This is a genomic window from Hyphomonas sediminis (assembly GCF_019679475.1).
Taxonomy (GTDB): Bacteria; Pseudomonadota; Alphaproteobacteria; order Caulobacterales; family Hyphomonadaceae; genus Hyphomonas; species Hyphomonas sediminis.
Map to the genome: position 1 here is coordinate 1,057,124 of NZ_JAIEZP010000001.1, position 18,869 is coordinate 1,075,992.

The 18,869-nt window shown below is 61.4% G+C and carries 18 protein-coding genes, 2 tRNA genes and 1 pseudogene; 10 read left to right on the plus strand and 11 right to left on the minus strand.

Going from position 1 to position 18,869, the window contains the following annotated elements; translation table 11 throughout:
- Positions 1–111: 111 nt before the first annotated feature.
- The gene (locus K1X12_RS05420) at positions 112–1,629 is read left to right on the plus strand and encodes a phosphomannomutase/phosphoglucomutase (protein WP_220986606.1); all 1,518 of its coding nucleotides are present in this window, start codon (positions 112–114) and stop codon (positions 1,627–1,629) included.
- A 15-nt stretch (positions 1,630–1,644) separates the two neighbouring features.
- Here K1X12_RS05420 and K1X12_RS05425 read toward each other — a convergent pair whose 3' ends face one another.
- Positions 1,645–2,268 carry a glutathione S-transferase family protein gene (locus tag K1X12_RS05425; protein WP_220986607.1) on the minus strand — a complete coding sequence of 208 codons (624 nt, stop codon included), beginning with the start codon at positions 2,266–2,268 and terminating at the stop codon, positions 1,645–1,647.
- A gap of 152 nt (positions 2,269–2,420) precedes the next feature.
- Here K1X12_RS05425 and K1X12_RS05430 point away from each other — a divergent pair, with 152 nt between their 5' ends.
- The 4 genes from K1X12_RS05430 (at position 2,421) to K1X12_RS05445 (ending at position 6,149) form a co-directional block, all read left to right on the plus strand.
- Positions 2,421–3,731, plus strand: coding sequence for a UDP-glucose dehydrogenase family protein (locus tag K1X12_RS05430; RefSeq protein WP_220986608.1), 1,311 nt, complete (start codon positions 2,421–2,423; stop codon positions 3,729–3,731).
- Between the two features lie 32 nt (positions 3,732–3,763).
- Entirely contained in the window at positions 3,764–4,414 is a 651-nt protein-coding gene (gene fsa / locus K1X12_RS05435; protein ID WP_220986609.1) for a fructose-6-phosphate aldolase, read from the plus strand.
- 7 nt (positions 4,415–4,421) lie between these two features.
- Positions 4,422–5,240 carry a bifunctional hydroxymethylpyrimidine kinase/phosphomethylpyrimidine kinase gene (gene thiD / locus K1X12_RS05440; RefSeq protein WP_220986610.1) on the plus strand — a complete coding sequence of 273 codons (819 nt, stop codon included), beginning with the start codon at positions 4,422–4,424 and terminating at the stop codon, positions 5,238–5,240.
- Between the two features lie 87 nt (positions 5,241–5,327).
- Positions 5,328–6,149 carry a PhzF family phenazine biosynthesis protein gene (locus K1X12_RS05445; RefSeq protein ID WP_220986611.1) on the plus strand — a complete coding sequence of 274 codons (822 nt, stop codon included), beginning with the start codon at positions 5,328–5,330 and terminating at the stop codon, positions 6,147–6,149.
- A gap of 43 nt (positions 6,150–6,192) precedes the next feature.
- Here K1X12_RS05445 and K1X12_RS05450 read toward each other — a convergent pair.
- From K1X12_RS05450 to hemC, 5 genes are all read right to left on the minus strand, one after another.
- Positions 6,193–6,268: transfer RNA gene (locus K1X12_RS05450), tRNA-Thr, on the minus strand.
- 70 nt (positions 6,269–6,338) lie between these two features.
- Positions 6,339–7,775, minus strand: a complete 1,437-nt coding sequence (locus tag K1X12_RS05455; RefSeq protein ID WP_220986612.1) for a heme biosynthesis protein HemY — start codon at positions 7,773–7,775, stop codon at positions 6,339–6,341.
- Between the two features lie 4 nt (positions 7,776–7,779).
- Positions 7,780–8,856, minus strand: coding sequence for a COG4223 family protein (locus K1X12_RS05460; RefSeq protein ID WP_220986613.1), 1,077 nt, complete (start codon positions 8,854–8,856; stop codon positions 7,780–7,782).
- 69 nt (positions 8,857–8,925) lie between these two features.
- On the minus strand, positions 8,926–9,639 hold the full coding sequence (locus tag K1X12_RS05465; protein WP_220986614.1) for a uroporphyrinogen-III synthase: 714 nt from the start codon (positions 9,637–9,639) through the stop codon (positions 8,926–8,928).
- Entirely contained in the window at positions 9,636–10,601 is a 966-nt protein-coding gene (gene hemC / locus K1X12_RS05470; RefSeq protein ID WP_220986615.1) for a hydroxymethylbilane synthase, read from the minus strand. The genes K1X12_RS05465 and hemC overlap by 4 nt, the downstream gene beginning before the upstream one ends.
- Before the next feature lie 102 nt (positions 10,602–10,703).
- Between hemC and K1X12_RS05475 the strand changes: the two genes are divergently transcribed.
- Both K1X12_RS05475 and K1X12_RS05480 read left to right on the plus strand, forming a co-directional pair.
- A complete protein-coding gene (locus K1X12_RS05475; RefSeq protein WP_220986616.1) occupies positions 10,704–12,572 on the plus strand; it encodes a DUF885 domain-containing protein in 1,869 nt (622 codons plus the stop codon).
- Positions 12,573–12,717: 145 nt separating this feature from the next.
- Positions 12,718–13,881 carry an acyl-CoA dehydrogenase family protein gene (locus K1X12_RS05480; protein WP_220986617.1) on the plus strand — a complete coding sequence of 388 codons (1,164 nt, stop codon included), beginning with the start codon at positions 12,718–12,720 and terminating at the stop codon, positions 13,879–13,881.
- A 4-nt stretch (positions 13,882–13,885) separates the two neighbouring features.
- Here the strand turns inward: K1X12_RS05480 and K1X12_RS05485 are convergent, their stop codons facing one another.
- Together K1X12_RS05485 and K1X12_RS05490 are read right to left on the minus strand one after the other, a co-directional pair.
- Positions 13,886–14,404, minus strand: a complete 519-nt coding sequence (locus tag K1X12_RS05485; RefSeq protein ID WP_220986618.1) for a disulfide bond formation protein B — start codon at positions 14,402–14,404, stop codon at positions 13,886–13,888.
- Between the two features lie 49 nt (positions 14,405–14,453).
- Positions 14,454–15,095, minus strand: coding sequence for an exopolysaccharide biosynthesis protein (locus K1X12_RS05490; RefSeq protein ID WP_220986619.1), 642 nt, complete (start codon positions 15,093–15,095; stop codon positions 14,454–14,456).
- A gap of 76 nt (positions 15,096–15,171) precedes the next feature.
- Here K1X12_RS05490 and K1X12_RS05495 point away from each other — a divergent pair.
- The 3 genes and pseudogenes from K1X12_RS05495 to K1X12_RS17280 form a co-directional block, all read left to right on the plus strand.
- A tRNA-Leu gene (locus K1X12_RS05495) sits at positions 15,172–15,255 on the plus strand.
- Between the two features lie 204 nt (positions 15,256–15,459).
- Positions 15,460–15,660, plus strand: coding sequence for a helix-turn-helix transcriptional regulator (locus K1X12_RS17160; protein WP_225908058.1), 201 nt, complete (start codon positions 15,460–15,462; stop codon positions 15,658–15,660).
- 159 nt (positions 15,661–15,819) lie between these two features.
- Positions 15,820–17,217, plus strand: a pseudogene (locus K1X12_RS17280) (SNF2-related protein); the annotation flags it as partial.
- Here the strand turns inward: K1X12_RS17280 and K1X12_RS17170 are convergent.
- The 3 genes from K1X12_RS17170 to K1X12_RS05515 all read right to left on the minus strand — a co-directional run bounded on the left by K1X12_RS17170 (position 17,110) and on the right by K1X12_RS05515 (position 18,737).
- On the minus strand, positions 17,110–17,601 hold the full coding sequence (locus K1X12_RS17170) for an Arm DNA-binding domain-containing protein (RefSeq protein WP_369426153.1): 492 nt from the start codon (positions 17,599–17,601) through the stop codon (positions 17,110–17,112). The pseudogene K1X12_RS17280 and the gene K1X12_RS17170 overlap by 108 nt on opposite strands.
- Before the next feature lie 168 nt (positions 17,602–17,769).
- Positions 17,770–18,330, minus strand: coding sequence for an RNA 2',3'-cyclic phosphodiesterase (gene thpR, locus K1X12_RS05510; protein WP_220986622.1), 561 nt, complete (start codon positions 18,328–18,330; stop codon positions 17,770–17,772).
- Positions 18,331–18,404: 74 nt separating this feature from the next.
- Positions 18,405–18,737 (minus strand): DUF2853 family protein, encoded by a 333-nt coding sequence (locus tag K1X12_RS05515; protein ID WP_220986623.1) that lies wholly within the window; start codon positions 18,735–18,737, stop codon positions 18,405–18,407.
- Positions 18,738–18,869: the final 132 nt, after the last annotated feature.

Sequence of the window (18,869 nt, forward strand, 5' to 3'; positions counted from 1 at the left end):
AACCGGGCTCGGTTCGGGCGGTCTTCCCCTGTGGCGCGAAAACTGCACTAACTCGCCTCAAGAGAAGCGTGCTCCGCAAGGCGCGCCCCAAACTGTTTCACGGAGACACAGATGCTGCCGAAACCGCTCGCCAATATTGCCCCCAACACGCTCGAATTCGAGATTCTGCCGCTGGTGAAGCCGACCGGTTTCCGGGAATACGACGCGCGCTGGTGGTTCAATGGCATCGGCCACGCGAAAGCGCCCGAGCTGAACCTGACGGGCGTGCAGGCCCTTGGTCTCGGCATGGCGACCCTGTTTCACGAACTTGGCGTGAAGCCGACCGTGGTGACCGGCCATGATTTCCGCTCGATCAGCCAGCCGATCAAGAATGCGCTGACCCTTGGTCTCGTCGCTGGTGGCTGCGAAGTGCTCGATATCGGCCTGGCCCTCTCGCCGATGGTTTACTGGAGCCAGTTCGAACTTGACGCGGCCTGCTGCGCCATGGTGACGGCTTCGCATAACGAGAATGGCTGGACCGGCGTAAAGATGGGCGCCAACCGCCCGCTGACCTTCGGCCCGGAAGAAATGGGCCGCCTGAAAGAGATCGTCATGAACGGCAGGTTCGTGACGCGCGAAGGCGGCAAGCACACCCGCGTTGACGGCATCCGCGAGAAATACATCAAGGCCATCGTTGGCGATTCCAAGCTGTCGCGTAAGCTGAAGGTTGTGGCTGCTTGCGGCAACGGAACGGCCGGCGCCTTCGCCGGTGACGTGCTGCGCGGCCTCGGCGCCGAAGTGATCGAGATGGATTGCAATCTCGACATGACCTTCCCGAAATACAATCCGAACCCGGAAGACCACGAAATGCTGCACGAGATGTCTCTGGCAGCCAAGGAACATGGCGCCGATGTCGTGCTCGGCTTTGATGGCGACGGCGACCGTTGCGGCGTGGTGGACAATACCGGCGAGGAAATCTTTGCCGACAAAATCGGCCTGATGCTGGCGCGCGACCTTTCCAAACACTATCCGAACGCCAAATTCGTCGTCGATGTGAAATCGACGGGGCTTTACAAGACCGATCCCGTGCTCAAGGCGAATGGCGCCACGGTTGACTATTACAAGACCGGCCACTCCTACATCAAACGCCGCACGACCGAGCTCGGCGCGCTGGCGGGCTTTGAAAAGTCCGGCCACTTCTTCTTCCGTCCGCCGATCGGCCTTGGCTATGATGATGGCCTGATTGCCGCCAAAGCCGTGCTGGAAATGCTGGACCGCAACCCCGGCAAGACGATGGCGGACCTGAAGGGCGAACTGGGCGTTGCCTACACCTCGCTGACCATGGCCGCCCATTGCGGCGATGAAGTGAAGTATGACGTCGTGGACCGGATGGTCGCCGAATATGAAGGCATGAACGGCAAGGAAATCCTTGGGCGGAAGGTTGTTGAGGTGAACACCGTCAACGGCGCCCGCGTCACGCTCGAAGACGGCTCCTGGGTGCTGGTGCGCGCTTCCTCCAACAAGCCGGAACTCGTTGTCGTGGTCGAATCCATGGCGTCGGACGCCGACATGCGGGACCTCTTCCACAAGGAAGTGAAGCCGCGTCTGGGCAAGCACACCGAAGTCGGCGCCTACAATCAGGAAATCTGAGGCCGTCTGCGGCCCTCAGCTTTGAGGGCCGTATTCCGGAATGGCCGCATCATCCAGTTCCACGCCTCGCCGCGCGGCGGGGCGTGACTGTATCCGCCCCAGATACGCCTCGATCCTCGGCGACGAGGGGACTGAGCCGAACTGAATGGCCCAGCCGATATGGGAGCCGACATACACGTCGGCTGCCGAAAACCTGTCACCCAGCAGATAACCCGAATCAGGCACCGTGCTGAGCAGCACGTCGAGCGCGCGCTCGAATGTGCCATATCCGGCCATGCGCGATTGTTCGGCTGAAACTGAAACGCCGAGTGCGGCGTTCACATTGGCCTGCTCCCATGGACCGGCCGCAAACATCATCCAGCGATAATAGTCTGCCCGCTCCATCGGAGGAGGGGCTAGGCCGGCTTCCGGAAAAGCGTCGGCCAGGTAAAGGCAGATGGCGCCGCATTCGGTAACCACCCGGCCATTGTGCACAATGGCGGGCACCTTTTGCATGGGATTGACCGCAGTATAGGCCGGGCTGGACATCTCCTCCCCATAGCGCAGGAAGCGTGTTTCATAGGCCGCGCCTGTCTCCTCCAGCATCCAGCGGATGATCCGACCGCGCGACATAGGGTTGGTATAAAAGATCAGGCTCATCGCAGGCTCCCTCGTTCTTGCTTTGATCCTTTCCCGCCAGAGGCGCTGCGTCAAGCCGGGGAACCCTTTGCGGCAATCTTCTCTTGATTCTGTGGCCTAAAAAATGCACCCCGCCATGGTCTGCCTCGCTTCAAGAGTATTGAGGGAATCCCATGCGTGTCGCGATTATCGGTACGGGCTATGTAGGCCTCGTTTCCGGAGCCTGTTTTGCCGATTTCGGCCATACCGTTACCTGCGTCGACAAGGACGCAACCAAGATCGAGAAGCTGAAGAATGGCATCATGCCGATCTTCGAGCCCGGCCTCGACACGCTGGTCGCCAGCAACGTGAAAGAGGAACGCCTGTTCTTCACGACCGATCCGGCAGAAGCCATCAAGGGCGCTGATGCCGTTTTCATCGCAGTTGGCACGCCTTCCCGTCGCGGAGATGGGCACGCTGACCTTTCCTATGTCTACGGCGCCGCTGAAGAAATTGCCCAGCTTATGGACGGCTTCACCGTCATCGTTACCAAGTCGACCGTCCCGGTTGGCACGGGCGATGAAGTCGAAGAAATCATTCGCAAGACCCGGCCCGATGGCGAATTCGCCGTTGTTTCGAACCCGGAATTCCTGCGCGAAGGCGCAGCCATCAAGGATTTCAAACTTCCCGACCGCGTGGTCGTCGGTACAGACAATGAGCGCGCCCGTGAAGTGATGACGGAACTTTACCGTCCGCTGTTCCTGAATGAGACACCGATCCTTTTCACATCTCGCCGGACCTCGGAACTGATCAAGTACGCGGCCAATGCCTTCCTCGCCGTGAAGATCACCTTCATCAACGAGATTGCCGACCTTTGCGAAAAAGTTGGCGCGAATGTTCAGGAAGTGTCGCGCGGCATCGGTCTTGATGGCCGCATCGGCGCCAAGTTCCTGAATGCCGGCCCCGGCTATGGGGGGTCCTGCTTCCCGAAAGACACGCTCGCGCTTACCAAGACGGCCAATGAGTATGAAAGCCCGATGCGGATTGTGGATACTGTCATCGAAGTCAACTCCAGCCGCAAGAAGGCCATGGCTAACAAGGTCATCGCCGCGATGGGCGGGGACGTGAAGGGCAAGACCATCGGCGTTCTCGGTCTCGCCTTCAAACAGAATACGGACGATATGCGCGATGCGCCGTCGCTCGACATTCTGCCGGCTCTTACTGAGGCCGGCGCCAGGGTCGTTGCGTTTGATCCTGAAGCGATGAAGGAAGCAGCGCACCTTATCAAGGACATCACCTACGCCGAAAGCGCCTACAAGGCTGTGGACGGCGCCGATGCCATGGTCATTATCACCGAGTGGGACCAGTTCCGCGCGCTCGACCTTGGCCGGATCAAGACGGCGATGAAGGGTAATGTGGTTGTCGATCTGCGTAACATCTACAGCCCGGAAGACATGGTCAAACGTGGCTTTGCTTACACTTCCATCGGCCGTCCGGCGAACTGATCCCGACGTCATTCTTATCTGGAAAGACACAAATGAAATTCTTCGTTGATACCGCAGACACCAAAGACATTGCAGACCTCGCCGCAACCGGTCTGATCGATGGCGTAACGACCAACCCGTCCCTGATCGCCAAATCCGGCCGCCCCTTCGCTGAAGTGATTGCAGAAATCTGCTCTCTGACGGATGGGCCGGTTAGCGCCGAAGTGGTCGCCACTGACGCAGACGGCATGATCAAGGAAGGCAAGACGCTGGCAAAGATCGCCGAGAATGTTGCGGTCAAACTGCCGCTGACCTGGGACGGTCTCAAAGCCTGCCGCACGCTCGCGGATGAAGGCATTCCGGTCAACGTCACGCTGTGCTTCTCGGCCAACCAGGCCTTGCTGGCCGCGAAGGCGGGGGCAGCGTTTATTTCGCCTTTCATCGGCCGTCTCGACGATATCCATCTCGACGGCATGGAGCTCATCCAGGAAATCCGCCAGATCTACGACAACTACATGTTCGAGACGGAAATCCTCGCGGCGTCGATCCGCAGCCCCAACCATGTGAAGCTCTCGGCGCTGGCCGGGGCCGACGTGATGACCGCGCCGCCTTCCGTGATCCGCAGCCTTGTGAACCATCCGCTGACGGACAAGGGGCTGGAGATCTTCCTCGCCGACGCGAAGAAGGCCGGCATCAAGGTCTGAGGCCGCCATGGCAGAGGCAGAAGGCCCGCGCGGCCGGGTGCTGATCATTGCCGGCTCCGATTCCGGGGGCGGGGCAGGCATTCAGGCCGATATCAAAGCTGTTACCATGATGGGTGGTTTCGCCATGACGGCGGTAACCGCCATCACGGTGCAGAATACGCTCGGCGTGCAGGGCGTCTGGCCGGTGCCTGAAAATGCGGTGACCGACCAGATGAAGGCCGTCCTGTCGGACCTTGGCGCGGACGCAATCAAGACTGGAATGCTGGGAACGGCGCCGCTGGTCGAGGCGGTCGCCGAGACGCTTTCCGAGCATGCCTTTGGAATGGCCCGGGTGATTGATCCTGTGATGATTTCCACCTCCGGCCACCGGCTGGTGGATGACAAGGCCGTTGGGGCGATCCGGTCGGAACTTGTGCCGCGTGCGCGCCTCGTCACGCCGAACGCTCCGGAGGCGGAAGTCCTGACGGGCAAGGCCGTGGAAAATCTCGATGGCCAGCGCCGCGCTGCTGAGCGCCTTCTGGAGCTGGGCGCCAATGGCGCGCTGGTCAAAGGCGGACACATTCCCGGCCGGGTCATCCATGATGTGCTGCAGACGACGACAGGTGAGTGGATCTTCGAAGGCCCGCGCATCGATACGCAGGCAACTCACGGCACGGGCTGCACGCTGGCGTCCGCCACGGCGGCGCTGCTCGCCTTCGGCGTCAGCCTGCCAGAGGCGATCGAGCGCGCGCGCGCGTATCTTGAAGGCGCCATCCGGAATGCCCAGGGCTTCGGGAGTGGCCATCATCCGGTCAATCATGGCTGGGTGCTGAAGGCGGATGAATAGTCCCGCTTAACGATCCCTCAGAAATCTTCATTTTACGGGCGTTGCGCCGCGTGCAAGACATTGGGCTCATTTTCAGGAGCCCAGTTCATGCCCGTCTACCCATTCTATCAGGTTGATGCCTTTGCCTCTCGCCCGTTTGAGGGCAACCAGGCGTGCGTCATGCCGATGGAGGCGTTCCTGGCAGATGATGAGCTCCTGAGGATCGCTGCAGAAAACAACGTTGCCGAAACCGCCTACCTTGTTCCGAAGGCGGAGGGTGTCTGGGCGCTGCGCTGGTTCACGCCCGCGGTTGAAGTTCCCCTCTGCGGCCACGCCACGCTGGCCTCGGCCCATGTGCTGTTCGATGCGGGCGGCTTTAGCGGCGATGTCATTCATTTCGATACGGTGAAGTCCGGCCGCCTCAGTGTGCGGCGCCTGGAGGATGGCCGGCTGGAAATGGATTTTCCGTCGGCTCCCATCCGGCCTGTTCCGGTAACGGACGAAATTGCCGCTGCGCTCGGCGCCCGTCCGCTCGAAGCCTGGGGCGGCATGTTCTACGCGGCCCGGTTCGAGAGTGCTGAAATCGTTCGCGGCCTGACACCGGATGTGCGCGCGCTCAAGGTTCTGGGCGCGGATGGCGATGGTTGGGACCGGGGCAATTTCGGCTGCTTTGCGCTGGGCGGAGAGCCCGGCCTGCATGCCACCAGCCGCTTTTTCGCGCCCGGCTCCGGCATCGATGAAGACCCAGCCACAGGCAGCTGGCACACGATGCTGTCGCGCATCCTGGGAACGCATTTCGGCCTGCCGGAGGCAAGCTGCTGGCAGGCCTATCCTGGCCGGGGCGCGCAAATTGATGTGAAGTTGGAAGGCGACCGGGTGAAGTTGGTCGGTCGCGCGGTAACCGTCATTGAGGGCCAATTCCGGCTCTGAGGCGCCAGCGTGCGCTGCTGCATTGAACCGGGAATGAGGGAAATGGTGCCGCTTAGGTGACTTGAACACCTGACCCCATCATTACGAATGATGTGCTCTACCAGCTGAGCTAAAGCGGCGTGCCGTTTCGGGCAGGCCCCGCATATACTGGCAGGGCCCGGCCCATGCAAGCCGGTTTTGCCTCTAAGTTCAGTCGTCGTCCGGGGCGTAGTCCAGCGGCTGCGTCAGCGGGCGCTGCGGGGGCTTGGGCGGGCTTTCCGGGCCGTCGTCGGGCTGGTGGGGCAGGGCCAGCACGCGGCCTGCTTCCAGTTCCCGGCCATAGCTTTCATAGCGCGGGTGGATCAGCTCGCCGACATCACCAAAGGCGTAGACAAGCCGGGCCCAGCCCTGCCGGTCAAAGTCGAACGCGGCGCCCTTGGGGTCGATATCGGACCAGTCCGCCTCGCGCGAGGCGGAAACCGCCATCCGGCCCCAACGCTGCGCCTCGCCCATGTCGCCATAGCCTTTCAGGGCGCGCTCCATCAGCAGGCAGAGGCGGGCAGTCGGGTTTTCTTCCACCAATAGGGCCAGTGTCTTGATCGCTTCCACCCAGTCGGCGGTGTCCATCAGCAGCTCTGCCGAAAGTATGCGGCTTTCGCGGTGACCGGGATTGGCATCGACCAGTGCCTTCAGGCGCGCGGCGATGTTCTCGCGGCTGTCCTGCGGCACAAGACGGCGGGAAAGCTGGGCGAGGGCCGGGTGTGGGCGTACTTTCCAGCCAAGCTCGAGCACGCCCTGGGCGGCTTTCGCCTTGCCATCCATCATCAGGAAGCGGGCGCCGTGATAGGCAGCCGGCGGAAAGTCGGGTGCCGAGCGAATGGCATCGGCGAGGGATTTCTGCGCGGCAGGCTTCTCCGTCACCGGCAGGGCGATCGCGCGCGCTGTGTGCAGCACGGCGCGGCGGCGCTTCAGGCTCACGCCTTCCACCAGCCCGCGCTTCTCGCCCATCGCCAGGGTTTCCAGCGCCTTGTCCCAGTCGCCTTTGGAAACCTGCAGGTCGAACAGGGAGTTGAACGGCCAGTCCGCATCGGAGCGCAGCTCCAATGCTTCGCGCGAACGCGCTTCGGCGGTGAGCTGGTCGCCGCGCTCGGACGCGGCTGTTGCCGATCCACGCAGGCCGGCCAGCTGCCCGCCTGGCAGGCGCGTCAGCAGGCTCCAGGCGCGCTCGGCGCCGGCCCAGTCATCATTGGCCTCGGCGGCGCGCGCTTCCAGCAGCAGTTTCAGGCGCTCGTCCTCAGCATGGCGCATGGCTTTTTTGGCGAGGCGCAGCGCGGCTTTGGAATCCCCGCCTTCTGCCGCCAGAAGGCCTTCGGCCAGCGCCGCATTGGCCTTGCGCGTGCGGGCCGCCCGCTGGGCCTTGGAAATGCGGCCGGGCAGCACAAGAATACCGGTCGCCAGCCACCAGACCAGCGCAATCAGGCCGCCGAAGACCAGCAGCAGGATGGCCGCCACCCCCGTCCGGACAGAGACGATCTCCTGCCCCACGGGGAAGGTCACCTCACCGGGAAGGCTGAACGCCCACCAGGCCAGCACCGCGCCGACGGAAATCAGTAGAAGGACGAAAATGAATAGGAAAAACCGGCTCATGTTTTTAGTTCTCCGGCTCGATCAGGCTAAGCCTGACATCCTCGAGCACTGCCTCCAGCGTGATGCGACGGTTCGCTTCGCGGGTCCAGTCCTGCGTGGCGCGGCCCGCTTCGCCCTGCAGGCCGTTCAGCGCCTTGACGCTCGCAGAAAGGTCTCCCGCCGCCAGCGCCTTGGAAGATGCCTCAAGAGCTGTGGCGACCGGGTCTTCGCGCTTGTGCGCCGGGCGCACGGTCACTGCGTCGCCGAAGGCGCGGTTCAGCCAGGAAAGCTGGCTCTCAGTCTGTTCAGCGGCCGCGTCTGTCTTGGCGGCGGCGGTCACGGCGGCGCGCATCGGCGTAAAGTCTGCCTGCAGGCGGGCAATGGTTGGCACGCCGCTGACATAGGGCGCCAGCCGGCGCACGGTCTGGTTGGAGGGCAGGGCAGCGCGCAGGGTGCGGTAATCGGCTTCAAAGCCTGCGCCCTTGCGGGCTGCACTCTCGATGGCGGAAAGGGCAAGGGCCGCTTCGGCCTGCCGGTCTTCCTTTTCCGGTTCCGGCGTAGGCTTTGCAGGGGCGGTTTCGGTCGCAACGGGGGCTGCCGTGGCGGCGGTTTCAAGGTCCATGATGCGCGCCTCGAGCGCTGCGATGGTGCGTAGTGCTTCGGCAGGTGTTGCGCCCTTGGTGTCGACGCGCTCCAGCGTCTCGATCCGCGCCGTCAGGCTCTCCACTGCCGGAATGCCCGCGCCGCTGGCGAGCAGTTCGCTCAGCTTGCGTGAATTGCTGCTCACTTCGCCAACAAGGCTTGAGAGTTCATCGGAGGCTTCCGGCATTTCGGTGATGCGCCGCTCGAACTCGGCCTGCTGGGCTTCCAGGTCAGCGATCTGCTGTTTCAGCGCGGCAGACTGCCCCGGCAGGATCAGGTCCCGCCCGAATATTCCGCCGGCAGCTCCCACTAGCGCGGCGGCGAGCGCGGCAACGGCCACGCCGCCCCAGCCGGGCTGGCCAGCGGTCTGCTTGACGGGCAGCGGTTCGGGCGCCGGTTCGAACTGCGCGTCGATCGGCTCCTCGTTGGGGGCCTGTCCGGGGAAGTTGGTGTCAGTCATGTATCCGTCGGTGGTTCAAATATTGGGCGTGAGTGTGGCACAAGCCGCAGCTGCGGCAAAGCGAGCCGGTCAGGCGCCTGCCGCCGCGCTGAGCGCTTCCATTAGCGCGTCCTCGTTCGGGCGTCCCGCAATGTGCAGCCCCGCTTTGGGAATATCGGTCAGGGGCGCCGCCGCCGTTTCGGAAATGGCGATCAGCACGGCGCAGCAGAGATCGGCACCAGATGCGGCAATCGCCGCGGCGCCTTTCGCCGAGTGAATTAGCAGGAAAACGGGCGCGTGTAGCGCCGCCAGCGCTTCCTCCGTCAGCGCTGGGGCCGCTTCGGTATTATATGGCGCCGCAAAGCGGGCATCGAGCCCGGCAGTCTTCAGTCCGGCCACCAGGTTTCCGGCGGCGGCGTCATTGGCAATGTGCAGCAGCGGCCCGAGAAGTTCGGATCGCGCTGTCACGATCAGCCGCGCCAGATCCTCTGCGTCGCCATCGCCCTCCACAACGCGCCCAAAGCCGACCTGCCTTGCCGCCTCTGCCGTCGACGGGCCAACGCACCAGGCTGTCAGCTCTGCCGGAGAAGCGCCCGCCAGCGCGAAAGCGCGCACGCCATTGGCGCTGGTGAACACTATATCGGCCACCCCATCGAGCAGGGTAGGGGCGAGCCCCGTCTGCACAATGCGTAGCATTGGGGAAACAATCGGCGCGAAGCCAAGCGCTTTCAGGCGGGCGGCTGTTTCGTCCGCGCCAGGCTGCGTGCGTGTAACGATCACCGCCCGGCCCGGTATTGGGGTCACCGCTCGTCCCCGAATACCGGCAGGGCTTCCTTCGCCGCAAAGATGATTTCCTGGGCAACGGCGCGGCCCAGCAGCACAAGCTGCGCTTCGCTCGCCTCCTTGCTGCATACCCCGTCGCCGCGCCAGCGTGCTGCGCCGCCGGGGCTCAGCACTTCGCCCACCAGTCGCCACTCATCGCCATTGTCGAAAAGGTGCGCGGCAATCGGCGTGCGGCAGCTGCCGTCGAGCTTCTCAAGGAAGGCGCGTTCGGCAGTTGCCGCCGCCCGGCTCTGGGCGTGGTTCAGCGTGCTCAGTGCGTCCAAAAGATCCGGATCTGCATCTTCGCGGACAACCACGCCGATGATGCCTTGCCCTGCTGCTGGCAGCATGTCTTCCAGCGGAACGGGCGTTGCCACATCTGCCATGCCAAGGCGTGTCAGGCCGGCCATCGCCAGGAAAGTGGCGTCGGCCAGTCCTTCTTCCAGCTTGCGCATACGGGTGGCGACATTGCCGCGGAAGGTGACGACCTGCAGGTCCGGGCGCAGCGACAGCACCTGCGCTTCCCGGCGCAAAGACGCGGTGCCGAGCTTGGCACCCTCGGGCAGTTCCTGGATCGACTTGACGGTGTGCGAGAGGAAGCCATCGCGCGGATCTTCCCGTTCGGGGAAGGCCGCGAAGAACTGTCCCGGTGGAAGCACGGTGGGCACGTCCTTCAGGCTGTGCACAGCCAGGTCCAGCTCGCCGCGCGTCAGAGCATCGTCCAGCTCACGCGTGAACAGGCCTTTGCCGCCGGAATTGATCAGCCGCTCGGTCGTCAGCTTGTCGCCGGTGGTGGTGAATGTGACGATCTCGGCGTCCAGCATGCCGCCGGACGCGGCGCGGAGGCCGTCTGCGATCTGGTGGGCCTGCGCCAGCGCCAGCGGGGAGCCGCGCGTGCCAAGCCGAAGGCGCTTCGCGCCGGATTTGGGTTGAATATCAGTCATGAGCCTCCCTAGCGGCTGTGGCGGCGCTTGCCAATTGACGCGGGAGACGCAGGGCGGTACCTCTTCATATCGTTTTACGGCAAATTCCCCGGAGGATTCCCCATGCTTCGCAGTGCTGTTTCGGCTCTTGCTCTTGCTTTTGTGCTTGGTGCCTGTGCGCCAGACACCCCCAAACAGGCCCCTTTGGCCGAACTCACAACTGAAGAACAGGCTGCGCTTAGCGAAAGTCTGAACGCCTGGTTCGACGCCAAATACGAGGAACAGCTGCAGGAAAGCCCATTCCAGCTCACCTTCCTTGGCCGAAAGGAGAAGAACGACCAGCTCGATTGCGTGACGGTCGCCTGTCAGGACGAGCAGCTGGCAAAGGCCAAGGCCGCTGTCGATGAGCTGAAGGCCACCTTCAACTACGACCAGCTTTCGCCCGCCGACAAGGATTCCTACGATCTCTGGGTGTTCCAGTATGAGCAGGCCGCAAAGGCGGTTCAGTACCGGGACAACGGGCTGGTCTTCAATCAGATGAGCGGGACGCACACCTTCGTGCCAACCTTCCTGATGCAGTTCCACACAGTCGATGAAGAAGCCGACGCCGCGGCCTATGTGAAGCGGATTTCCGCGGCAGGCGGTCTCCTGCGCGAGCTTTTGAGCCAGGCCAAGGACAAGGCAGGCAAGGGCGTTCACGCGCCGAAATTTGCCTATGATGCCGTTGCTGAAGAGTCCCGCAAGATCATCACCGGCGCTCCGTTTACGGATGGGCCTGACAGCGTGATCCTGGCGGATTTCAAAGCTGATGTTCAGCAGCTTGTCGACGGTGGCAAGACAGCGCCTGAAACGGCCGCCCAGCTGGTCGCCGACGCAGAAGCCGCGCTGAAGAATGACTTCCAGCCCGTTTATGAAGAAATCATCGCCTTCGTGACCGAAGATTCGGCCAATTCGCCTGACGTCTCCGGCCCGCAGGGACTCAGCACGCAGCCCAATGGCGGCGCCTATTATGATTTCATGCTGTCGCAGATGACGACGACGGACATGACAGCAGACGAAATTCACAATCTTGGCCTGTCGGAAGTTGACCGCATCCATGGCGAGATGGAGGCCATTAAGGCCCAGGTTGGCTTTGAGGGCACGCTGAACGAATTCTTCGCCAGCATCCGCGACGACAAGGGCAATCCACAGCACTACTATCCCGATACGGATGAAGGCCGTCAGGCCTATATCGATGACGCGACTGCTGCCATTCAAAAGATCAAGGCAGTGTTGCCGGAATATTTTGGCCTGCTGCCAAAGGCGGATCTCGTGGTCAAGCGGGTGGAAGCCTTCCGCGAGCAGCCTGGCGCCGCCCAGCATTACTATCCGGGCACGCCGGACGGTTCGCGCCCCGGCGTCTACTATGCTCACCTCTCGGACATGAAAGCCATGCCGAAGGGCGAGCTGGAAGTGATCGCCTATCATGAAGGCCTTCCGGGTCACCACATGCAGATCTCGATTGCCCAGGAGCTGACCGGCGTGCCGCAGTTCCGCACGCAAGCCGGTTTCACGGCCTATTCGGAAGGCTGGGGCCTTTATTCTGAAAAGCTCGCCAAGGAAATGCCAGGCACCTACACCGATCCGTATTCGGATTTCGGCCGTCTCGGCTCCGAAATCTGGCGCGCCATCCGTCTCGTTGTCGATACCGGCCTTCACTCCAAAGGCTGGACCGAAGACCAGGCCGTGCAGTATTTCCTCGACAATTCGGCCATCACTGAAGCGCAGGCTCGGTCTGAAGTGCAGCGCTACATCGTCATTCCCGGACAGGCGACCGCTTATAAAGTCGGCATGATCGAAATCCAGCAGATGCGCGCCCGCGCAGAAGCTGAGCTTGGCGACAAGTTCGACATCCGCGCCTTCCATGACACCGTTCTGGGCGGCGGCGCGCTGCCGCTGGCAATGCTGAACGCCAAGATCGATCGCTGGATTGCTGGCGTGAAAGCCTCGTAAAGCCACGAGGCATCTGAATCTGAGAAGCCCTCTCCGGAAACGGGGAGGGCTTTTCTTTTGCCCTGCCTTCTGCCGCGTTTGCCTCTGCGTAACCCCTTGCCGGGGTTGTCCGCCCGCCTATCGTCAGTGGCGGAGGAACATCGCCATGGATCTTGTTTTCCCGCCGCATGTCGAGGACTTTCGCCGTGAAGTGCGCAGCTGGTTCGCGCGTGATTTTCCGGCCGATATCATCGCAAAATACAAATCCGGCCAGCCGCTGACGACCGCTGAAGTGCGCCGCTCGGAAATGGCACTGGGTGCAAAGGGCTGGCTCGCGTCTGCCTGGCCGAAGGAGCATGGCGGTCCCGGCTGGAGCATTGAGGAACAGTATGTCTTCGATGAGGAGCTGGAACGCGCCGGCGTGCCCACTGTCACGCCGATGGGTGTCGTCTATGTCGGGCCGGTCATCTACACTTTCGGGTCCGAAGAGCAGAAGGCCCGCTGGCTGCCGGGTATCCGCGATGGCTCGGTCGGTTGGGCGCAGGGGTATTCCGAGCCGGGCGCGGGTTCAGACCTTGCCAGTCTGGAGTTTTCTGCCGAGCTGAAAGACGGCACCTATGTTCTCAACGGCCACAAGATCTGGACCTCTTCTGCTCAGCATGCGGACTGGATTTTCCTCCTCGCCCGCACCAGCCGCCGCGAGAAGAAGCAAGAAGGCATCTCCTTCATCTGCTGCCCCACCAATGCTCCCGGTGTCACGGTAAAGCCCATCGTCACCATCGATGGCGCACATGTGCTCAATGAAGTCCTTTTCGAGAATGCAGAGGTGCCCGAGGCCAACCGGATCGGGGAAGAAGGCAAGGGCTGGACCTATTCGCAATACCTGCTCGGCTTTGAACGCACCTCCTATGCCCGCATCGGTGGCAAGCGCGCGATGCTCCGCCATGTCCGCGCGCTGGCGAGTATCGGCTCTCCGGCCAGCAATGAACGCCTGATGGATGATCCGGGGTTTGCCATGCGGCTGGCGTCGGCAGAGATTGCGGTCGATGGGCTGGAAATGACGGTCTTCCGCATCCTGTCGGCTGCGGCGTCAGGCGGGTCACTGGGGGACGCTGCCTCGACCGTGAAGATCCTCGCCACAGAAACCCATCAGCGGATCACGGAGCTTTTTCTTGATGCTGCAGGCGCCTTCATGGGCCACCGGGGCGAGAGCGCCGGCACCGCGCCGCGTGACGTTGCCAGCTATTTTGCCGGCCGCGCCCAGTCGATCTATGGCGGCACCAACGAGATCCAGAAGAACATCATCGCCCGCAAGGTGCTGGGTCTCTGATCCTTCAGCGTGTTCGATAGGTCCGGAAGGTCACTGCGGCGGCAACAAAGCTGATCACCGCAAGTGCGGCCGAGATGACGCCGTTCCATCCGGCCATCGACAGGCCAAGAATGTAGAAGGGCGCGTCGTTGCAGGCGGGCAGGTCGAATGACTGGTCAAGGTTGCCGATGGCAAACGGGTCGACCGCCGGTCCGGCGGAACAGCCCGCAGGCGGCGGAAAAATCGCCCATTCGACGCCCGCATGGTAGGCCGCCACGATGACGCCGACGATGAAGACCAGCCCGATCAGTACGTTCAGGGCTACCAGGAAGCGCCGTTTCGGCATGAAGCGCCACCAGGTGAGGCCGGTCAGCGTCATCGCGATCAGCGCCCAGTAGACTTCCCTCTGCCGCAGGCACAGCGGGCAGGGGGCAAGCCCCCCGAGGGATTCAAAAGCATGGGCCGCGGCCAGCATCAGCGCCGAGGCGCCAAGGGCAAGGGCGGGCCAGCGCCAGCCTGAAAGGGCGGAAGTTATCAGCTGCATGTCGCAGACCTTCGGCGCCAAACCGGGGGACGCGCAATGCGGCGGCGTGTCACGAGCCGAGAATGGCCGTCGAAATATGCGTGATGACATTCACGCCCAGCAGGGCGCCCGTGATCAGCGCGCCAACCCAGAGCGTCCCGAGGATGACGCCACCGGTCACGGCCAGCCCGTCCTTCTGCATCAACCCGAATGCCGTCACGGCCACCGCCATGCCAGGGACGGTGTTGGTCAGCGGCAGCGGTACAAGGATGGAGCTGCAGAAAACAAACAGGAACAGGCCGATCACGCGCTCGGAGCGTCGCCCGGTAATCACGCTGAAGCGGGGCCGGATGATTCGCTCGATCCAGCCGAACCATTTGCGCCCGCCGGTCGCCATCTGCGTCAGGCCCTTGCGATCGATCTTGCGCGCAGCAAGGCCCGAAGGCAGCCAAGGCTCCTCCCGCCCGATCACCATTTGGAAGGCCAGGGCCAGCATCGGCAGCGCCACCACCTGCGGTACGCCATAAAGGAAAGGGATGCAGCAGGGCAGGGCCAGCAGGAACAGGCCCGCGCCAAAGGCGCTCTCGTCCAGCCGGTCGAAAATCTGGCGCAGCGAATATCCTTCTTCCGGCGCGCCGGCTGCCAGGTCTTCGATAATCTGCAGAAGGGTGCGCTCGCGGGAGCTGTCAGGCTGGGTCATGGGCTCGCTCATATCATGGCTCAGCTAGCAGTGAGAGATTGACATATCACTTCCCGGTACGGCAGGAGGACATCCGTCCTTCACGGGCGCCCCTGTGGTGAAATGGTAGACGCGGCGGATTCAAAATCCGCTTCCGCAAGGAGTGCTGGTTCAAGTCCGGCCAGGGGCACCATTTTTCGATATAACTAGTTGATTGTATTGAAAAATTTTGGGGCTATGGATTCCGGCCCACCCTTCAAGCCACCCTCTTCGATGCGAAACTATGTTCCGCTAAGTTGCGGAGTGACTCACTCATTTCGCTGCCGTATCATCCTCAACGCCTAGGTACGTCGTAACCCAGGGCATCGCGATGCTCTTCATTCGTGGAGACATCGAGATGCGGATACTCTCAAAGCGCCAGTTGAAGGAGCTGGTTTTGTACTCACCCCAACACGTCGCCAGACTGGAGAAGGCCGGCCAATTCCCGCAACGGGTACAGCTCGGTCCGAACCGTGTAGGCTGGGTGGAGGCGGAAGTGCTGGACTGGCTACAGCAACGACTGGAGGGCCGCGAAGCGCCCACCCGACGCTCCTCCTAGAGGAGTTCGAGCGGCTGGCCGTGCACAGGTCAGCCGCTCATTTCACTTTCGAGGCAAAGGCGGAGAAAATGTGTATGATTAAGGGCGAACCCTTAATCACTTTCTTGGACATGCAATCGCAACCCAAAGGAATAATCCAAAGCGGAAATCAGCGCAAAAATGCTTCTAGATAATAAGAGCCACGGCAAGGTCATCGATGAGCTGCGCGCTTCCGTGAGGACCGGCTCCAAATTGGCAGTTCTGACTGCTTGGTTTTCGGTGTTTGGTTTCTCAAGCTTGCGAAGCGAGCTAGAAAAGATCGATGAGCTTCGTCTCCTGCTCGCCAACAGTGATGCAACCGACGCGCTCAAGTTAGCCGGTACGTTTGAAGAGATCGCTCTCAAGAATGAGCTCAACCTCCAGCATGTTGCATCCGAGTGCGCTGACTGGGTTCGTAAGAAGGTTCAGGTTCGGCAGCTGACGGGTGTGCCAATCGCTCAGAACATCTTCCACTCCGAATCTGAAACAGGCGACGCAACCGCAATCTCGGGAACATCTGCCTTTACAGCAGCAGGGCTTGGATTGGTTCGTTCCGACAGCTTTGCAATGAACACGGTGGCAAAAGACCCAGAGGCGACCAAGCAGCTTCGCAACTGGTTTGAGACGATTTGGAATGATCCGACGGCTGTCCGAAACGCCAAAGATGCCGTGCTTGAGAGTCTCGATTTCCTCGCCTCAGACAAGCCTGCGAACCTTCTCTACTTCATCACTCTCTTCAATATCTTCAGAGACTTCATCGAGGAAATCGATGAGGAGAGCATCATCCGGTCCAAAACCGGCTTCAAAGACACGCTGGTCTGGAACAAGCTTTACAAGTTCCAAAAGGATGGAGTTCTCGGCGCCATCGACAAGCTTGAACGCTACAACGGCTGCATCATCGCGGACAGCGTCGGTTTGGGTAAAACGTTCGAAGCTCTTGCAATCATCAAATACTACGAGCTTCGCAACGACCGCGTTCTTGTACTCGCCCCCAAGAAACTCCGGGAAAACTGGACGGTCTACACGGTTAACGACAAGCGCAATCTTCTAGCGGCAGATCGTTTCAACTATGACGTTCTGAACCATACAGACTTGAGCCGCGAGACCGGCCGATCCGGCGAGATCAATTTGGAGACTCTGAATTGGGGCAACTACGACCTCATCGTTATCGACGAGTCCCACAATTTCCGAAACAATAATCCGAGTAAGGATAAAATCACTCGCTATCAGCGTCTGATGGAGGAAGTGATCCGGAAGGGCGTTAAAACGAAAGTTCTTATGCTCTCTGCTACCCCGGTGAACAATCGACTGAATGACCTCAAAAATCAGGTCGCGTTCATTACCGAAGGACAGGACAAGGCGCTTGCCGACGCGGGCATTCAGAGCATCGAAGTGACGCTTCGCCGTGCGCAAACGCAATTTAATGCCTGGCTAAAGCTTCCGACCGAGAGCCGCACGACTGAAGGCCTGCTCGAAAGTCTCAATTTCGGCTATTTCAAACTGCTCGATCTGCTCACCATTGCTCGTTCTCGGCGGCATCACATGATTCCGAAGTGGCGACATCCAGCGCCCGGCGTTGCCGTCTTCTTTGAGTTCCGCCTGCCGGGCTCGGAAGCAATCATTGATCGCTTCCTCGACGGTGAGCCGCTTCGGCTGGAATTTGATCTTCGCCCGCTCGGTAATGGGGTCAAAACCGTCCCGCACCTGTCTGCGTGCCTTGGCGGCCTTTTCACGAGCTTCAGAGATGGAAACATCAGGCCAACGTCCGAGCCCCATCTCTCGGCGATTTCCGGTTATCACGAGCCGGACAATCCATTTTCCGGATTCTGCCGACGACTTGCATAGCCATAGCCCCTCACCATCGGCATACTTGCCGGGTCCGAGCTTCTTGGCTTCCATGAAGGTGAGGGAGTGGCGCTTCATAGTCCACCTTTACGCCCACCTTTTCGGGTGCGCAACTATGTTCAGCGTTGGTATGTCTGTTGGTATCGGGATTCAAAAAACACAAAATAAACCACGTAGTACGTTGATCTATGAGAAGCTATGGAGTGCCGGTTTGGGTCCGGCCAGGGGCACCATTCCTCTCTTCCGTCAGTCAAAGCCGGCCGTCAGGTCGCGCAGCGGATAGTCGGCCATTGGATCGTAGCGAGAAGGGCCGCCGCCTTTGCGCGCCACGCTGGCATAAAGATGGAACAGGCGGGCGCGGAAGGGCTCGCTGCGGTGGCCTTGGTGAGCCTGCGTCCAGTCGCGTGCAGTGTCCAGCGGCGTGCCGCTCAGATACGCCAGTGTGATGTGCGGCGTGAACGGGTGCTTCTCCAGCGCAATGCCAAGGCGGCGCGCGGCGCGTTCGCACTGGCTCGCCAGCGCCCGCAATTCATCGCTCTCCCGGATGCGTGCCCACACGGCGCTCGGCTCCCGCCGGCCAAACCAGCCCATCCCCTCGACCTGCAAGTCAAAGGCATCGGCATCGATCTCACCGAGCAGTTCATCAAGGTCGCGGGCGCGATTATCGCTCAGCTCGCCATAGAAGCAGAGCGTCACATGGAAATTCTCTTCCGGCCGCCAGCTCGCGCCGGGCAGATCTTTCTGCAGCTTGCGCAGGGGCGTGGAGACTTCCGGAGGGACGGGCAGGGCAGCAAACAGGCGGTACATCCCGCCTGTTCACCACACTGTCGCGGTCAAGAAAACCCGGCTTTCAAGGCTTGCCCGGTTTCTGAGAGGGCATTTCAACCGGCGAGCGCATCCAGGCGGCCGAAATGTTCGGCAATCAGATAATAGAAAGTCACGCGAGATTTCTGGCCCCCTTCAGCCTTCATCTTCTCGCAGACGGCCTGCAGGGCGGCGTCGAGTTCCTGTTGCTTTTCTGCCAGGCCGAGCTTTCCGCGGCACCATTTTTCGCGAACCCGATCGAGTTCACCTGAATCTGAGCAGGCGACGATAGAGCTGTCCTTGTTGCGCAAAGCAATTCCAAGATGACCGACAATTTTCTCGGCGGCAGCCTGATTATATCCTTTGGCGTATTTCTTGATGTTCTCAGCATATGCAGAAGCATCAGCCATGAGTTTCCCCTTCTCACTTTATGGCGCGCCTCCTGATGGAGGCTCTCCACACGGAGAGGTTTAACCCTCGCCCGTGCCGAGTCAATGATACTTAAAGGCGGGACGCGGCTACATTTGGACAAAATCGGGCTG